The sequence below is a fragment of the Stenotrophomonas pictorum JCM 9942 genome (assembly GCF_001310775.1).
Taxonomy (GTDB): domain Bacteria; phylum Pseudomonadota; class Gammaproteobacteria; order Xanthomonadales; family Xanthomonadaceae; genus Stenotrophomonas; species Stenotrophomonas pictorum.
In genome coordinates, this window is record NZ_BAZI01000280.1 from 1 (window position 1) to 3,469 (window position 3,469).

Genomic DNA, 3,469 nt, shown 5'->3' on the forward strand with positions numbered 1-3,469 from the left:
ATGGTATCCGGGCCATTGACCGCCGCCTCGATGGCGTACTGGCCGGGGACGTTGGCACACAGGCGCAGCGCGCTGAGCAGGTCCAGCGCAGCGCGGTATTCGCCCAGCTGTTCGCCGGCACCGGACAGCAGCATCCAGCCCACGCGCCAGCCGCAGGCGCGATGCACCTTGCTCAGGCCGCTGAAGGTCAGGCACGGATGATCGCCGGCCAGCGGCGCGACCGGCTGGAACTGCGCGCCGTCATACAGGATCTGGTCGTAGATCTCGTCCACCAGCAGCAGCAGGTTGTGCTTGCGGGCGATGGCGACGATCTTCTCCAGCAGCGCCCGCGGGTAGCTGGCGCCGGCCGGGTTGTTGGGATTGATGAGCACGATGGCACGGGTGCGCGCGGACACCAGCGCCTCCATCTCCACCGGGTCGGGCAGGAAGCCGTTTTCCGGCTTGCACTGGTAGTACACCGGGCGGCCGTCGTTGAGGATGGTCGCGGCCGACCACAGCGGGTAGTCCGGCGAAGGCACCAGCACCTCGTCGCCCGGGTTGAGCAGGGCGCGCAGCGACAGGTCGATCAGCTCGGACACGCCGTTGCCCACGAACACCCGGTCAGCCACCGCATCGGGCGCGCCGCGGCGGGCATAGGCGGCGGCGATGGCTTCACGCGCGCCCGGCAGTCCCTGCTGGTGGGTGTACGGATCGGTGCGGCCCATGTCATCGGCGATCGCGTGCTGCAGGTGCTCAGGCGCGCGGAAACCGAAATTGCCGGGGTTGCCGATATTGAGCTTGATTAGCCTGCGCCCTTGCGCCTCCAGCTCCCGCGCTCGCCGGGCCAGTTCACCACGGATCTCGTAGCGGACTTCGGACAGGCGTTCACGGGTCGCAAGCGGTTTGGCAGAGGTTGACATTTCTCAGAGCCGTCAAGGGCATGGACACCGCATGGTAGCGGAATTGTTGCGATGCGGGGCAACGGTTCCATTCCCAACAATTCCCAACAATCAGCGGCGCAACTGCCGCGCAAACCGCGCCTGCGCAGGGCCTTTTCCCCCTGCGACCACCGCCTTGGCGGGAGTCGATGCCGCAGCCCGGTAGAATTGGCCGATGACAGATTCCATCGACTTCACCGCGTTGCGTCCCATTGGCTGGCCCTGGCCCGGCGCGCCGGAAGATCCGGCCTGGCAGGGGCTGTTCGCCGCGCATCCGCAGGCCCGTCCCGGACGGGTGATCGAGCAGCACCGCTCCGGCTATGTGGTGGCCGACGCGCCCGAGGCCGCGATCAAGACCGAATCGCCCCCGGAATGGCAGCGGCCGCGCTTCCCCAGCCACGAGCGCGCGGCGGTAGGCGACTGGGTGCTGCTGGAAGGCAAGCGCATCGTGGCGCTGCTGCCGCGGCGCACCTCGATCAAGCGCGGCGCCGCCGGCGAGCATTACCACCAGCAGGTGATCGGCGCCAACATCGATACGGTGTTCATCGTCTGCGGGCTGGATGCGGACTTCAATCCGCGTCGCATCGAGCGTTACCTGCTGCTGGTGGGGGGCGGTGGCGCCGAGCCGGTGGTGGTCCTCACCAAGGCCGACCAGACCGAATACAGCGACGATGCGCTGGAGGTGCTGCAGGATCTGGCCGCGCAGCAGATCCCGTTGCTGGCGATCAACGGCAAGGATCCGGCCAGCGTGTCCGCCTTGCATCCGTGGCTGGGGCCGGGCCGCACCGTGGTGCTGGTCGGTTCCTCCGGTGCCGGCAAATCGACCCTGACCAACACGCTGCTGGGCGAGGAGCGGATGAAGACCGCCGAGGTGCGCGGCAATGACTCGCGCGGCCGCCACACCACCACCCATCGCGCGCTGATGCCGTTGCCCACCGGCGCCTGTCTGATCGACACGCCCGGCATGCGCGAGCTCAAGCCCACCGGCGAGGAAACGCTGGCCGAAGGCGGTTTTGCCGATATCGAAGCGCTGATCCTGCAATGCAAGTTCAGTGACTGCTCGCACCAGACCGAGCCCGGCTGCGCGGTGCAGGCCGCGATCGAGCGTGACGAGATCGATGAGACCCGGCTGGAGAGCTACCGCAAGCTGCGCGAGGAAGTGGCCGCCGCCGCCGCCAAGCTGGCCCAGCGCCAGGCCGAGCAGGCCACAGAGCGGAAACGCAGCGGACGTGGCGCGCAGTGGCGTCCGGTCAACAAGGGCAAACGCCGCTGACCGGCAGCGGCCACTGATCGAGGTTGGGGGGTATGGGCAACGCAATCACCGCCAATGATCCGGCCATCGTCCACCATGCCGCGCTGGATGCGCGGATGGTGCAGGCGGTGAAAGGCCTCCGCCTGTTGACCCTGACCAGCTGGCCGGCGTCGATGCAGGCGCCATTCCTGGACAGCGTGGCCCGCGGCAATCCGCGCCTGCCGCAGGTGCGTTACCCGCAGCACGATTTCAGCGACGCCCGTCGCGAACTGGCCGCCATCGAGGCGGCCGTCGATGAATCACATCCGCTCGGGGCCTATCTGCGTGATTCGGTGCGCAGCTGGGACCAGGCCGCCAGCCTGCTTGAAGCACTGGGCACGCCGGCGGTGGATCATTTCTCCAGCCAGCTGTTCGGCGTGCCCGAGCAGCCGATGCCTGGCAACGGCCCCAGCACCCGCGAGGCGGCGCGGCATTTCATCCAGATCGCGCAGGAGCTGGACCACGAGCTGCTGGCACCGGAGGAAACCGTGCCGGTGTCGGCCACCGCGCTGCAGTTGCAGTTGCAGGCCGATCTGGATGACTTCTTCGATGGGCGCGTTATCAGCGTGGAGCTGGACGCGGGGCTGATCGCCAAGGCCGCCGCCGGTGCCACCCGCATCCGCCTGCGCAGTGGCGCCTGCTTCAGCGCCTACGACCGCGCGCAGCTGTTCCACCACGAGGCGCTGGTGCATTCACTCACCGCGCTCAACGGCCGCGAACAGGTGCTGCTGCCCAGCCTGGGGCTGTCCTCGCCGCGCATCACCGCCACCCAGGAAGGGCTGGCGACGTTCGCCGAGCAGATCACCGGCAGCATCGACATCCAGCGGCTCAAGCGGGTGAGTCTGCGGATCGAGGCCATTGCGATGGCGCGCGACGGGGCCGATTTCATCCAGGTGTTCCAGTACTTCCGTGATGCCGGGCAGACTCCGGATGAAAGTTTCTCCTCGGCGCAGCGGGTGTTCCGCGGTGTGCCGACCCGCGGTGGGTCTGCCTTCACCAAGGACACCGTGTATCTGCGCGGGCTGGTGTCGGTGCACACCTTCTTCCGGCAGATGCTGCGCGATGAAAAACTGCAGGTCTGCCGCTGGCTGTTCGCCGGCAAGATGACCCTGCACGATGCGCAGGCGCTGGCGCCGCTGTTCGAGGCCGGAGTGCTGGCGCCGCCGCGCTGGCTGCCGGGCTGGATCCAGCGCGCCAACGGGCTGGCCGGGGTGTTGGCGTTTTCGCTGTTCGCCAACCGGATCCGCATGGACCAGCTTGG

General features: G+C 68.2%; 3 protein-coding genes. 2 read left to right on the forward strand and 1 reads right to left on the reverse strand.

Features of this window, described 5'->3' with window-relative positions:
* A partial coding sequence (locus JCM9942_RS12370; RefSeq protein ID WP_054660020.1) for an aminotransferase class I/II-fold pyridoxal phosphate-dependent enzyme occupies nt 1-899 on the reverse strand: 899 nt, incomplete at its 3' end.
* A gap of 193 nt (nt 900-1,092) precedes the next feature.
* Between JCM9942_RS12370 and rsgA the strand changes: the two genes are divergently transcribed.
* Nucleotides 1,093-2,190 (forward strand): ribosome small subunit-dependent GTPase A, encoded by a 1,098-nt coding sequence (rsgA, locus tag JCM9942_RS12375; RefSeq protein ID WP_054660022.1) that lies wholly within the window; start codon nt 1,093-1,095, stop codon nt 2,188-2,190.
* 32 nt (nt 2,191-2,222) lie between these two features.
* On the forward strand, nt 2,223-3,469 hold a 1,247-nt coding region (locus JCM9942_RS12380), incomplete at its 3' end, for a flavohemoglobin expression-modulating QEGLA motif protein (protein WP_054660024.1).